This window comes from Bradyrhizobium yuanmingense (assembly GCF_900094575.1).
GTDB lineage: Bacteria > Pseudomonadota > Alphaproteobacteria > Rhizobiales > Xanthobacteraceae > Bradyrhizobium > Bradyrhizobium yuanmingense.
Genome location: NZ_FMAE01000094.1, coordinates 1 through 1498 on the forward strand (window position 1 = coordinate 1; position 1498 = coordinate 1498).

Genomic DNA, 1498 nt, shown 5'->3' on the forward strand with positions numbered 1-1498 from the left:
GGCACCCAGACCGCGGCCACCGATATCGGCGAGGTCAACCGCGGCGCCGCCGAGACCGGCTCGGCCTCCGAAGAGGTGCTGAACTCGGCCAAGACGCTATCGAGCGAAAGCACCCGTCTTCGCGCCGAGCTCGACCGCTTCATGGCGAACATCAGGGCGGCGTAGTAAAGCGCACCTTAACAAATCCCTACGTCACCTAACCGCCAGTTGCGGCGCCACAAGTTTACCGCAGCTTATCCTTTGCCGGTTACCGTGCACACGAGTCGGAAGCGGGCTGCTTCCCGGCTGCGCCTGGTTTTCCGCGAATGGAATGGGGTGGGGGAATGTCGGTCACGTCCAAATCGAGCCAATCGAAGTCGCGCCAATCGAAGCTGCCAACGCTGCGTTTTCGCGCAAAAATCATCCTCGGCTTCGTGGCGGTGCTCGCCATCCTCGCCGTCAGCATGGCGTTCGCCTATTTCGGCTTCGAGCGGATCGCAGGCGCTGTGGCCTCCTACCGCACCAGCGTAGCGGAAGCCGATCTGGCGCGGACGGTCGATCGCGAGCTGATCGCCTATCAGGGGCTGGCACGGGCCTATACCCTGACCGGCGCGGCTGATGACGAGACCGCGGCCAAGGCCGCTGAAGGAAATCTGAAGAGCGCGATCGCCAAATCGATGGCCGCCACCACGGGCGCGGCTCGCCGCGAGCAGGTCGGCAAGCTCGAGGCCGAGTTCCAGAGCTTTACGAAAGTCTTCAGCGAGATCATCACGCTGACGCGCGAGAACAACAAGATCGCGGCCGACGAGCTCAACAGTGTCGGCAACAAGATCCGCTTCAAATTCGACGATCTCGCCGACACCGCGGCGCTGGCGGGTCTCTCCTCGGTGCAGACCACGGCCAAGGACATCACCTCGCAATATCTGGCGGTCTCGACCTCGGTCAGCGCTTTCGTCGCCAAGCCGGAGCCGAAGACCGCCGACGGCGTGATCGCCCGCATCAAGTTCCTCGAGACGCTGCTGGTCTCTGTCTACGCGAACGACCAGAAGATCACCGATCGCGTCAAGGAGATCGGCGATCTCTTGAAGCAGTACCGCACCTCGTTCGCAAAGCTGACCGAGAACGTGAAGGTCATCGTCAAGCTGAACGGCGAGATGACCAAGACGGCGGCGACCATCCTCAAGCTCTCGGCCGAGCTGCGTTCGGATCTTACCGCGGACCAGCAACGCATCGAGGCGAGCGCCAATGCGACGATCGTAGAGACCCAGCAGCTGATGCTGATGATGGCGCTCGGCGGGCTGGCCATCGGCATCGTGCTGGCCTTGTGGCTCGGCAACGGCATCTCGCGGCCGATGATCGCGATGTGCAAGGCGATGCGCGAGCTGGCCTCGGGCAATTTCGACGTCGTGCTGCCGGGTCTTGGCCGCAAAGACGAGATCGGCGAGATGGCCGGCGCGGTCGAGGAGTTCAAGATCCAGGCCGTCGCTAAGGCCGAGCGCGATGCCGCCGCCAGCGAAGT

Annotated in this window: 1 protein-coding gene; it reads left to right on the top strand. The window is 63.4% G+C overall.

Features of this window, described 5'->3' with window-relative positions; translation table 11 throughout:
* Positions 1 to 323 precede the first annotated feature (323 nt).
* Positions 324 to 1498 (top strand): HAMP domain-containing protein (locus GA0061099_RS39160; RefSeq protein ID WP_244621069.1); only part of this gene is annotated, 1175 nt, incomplete at its 3' end.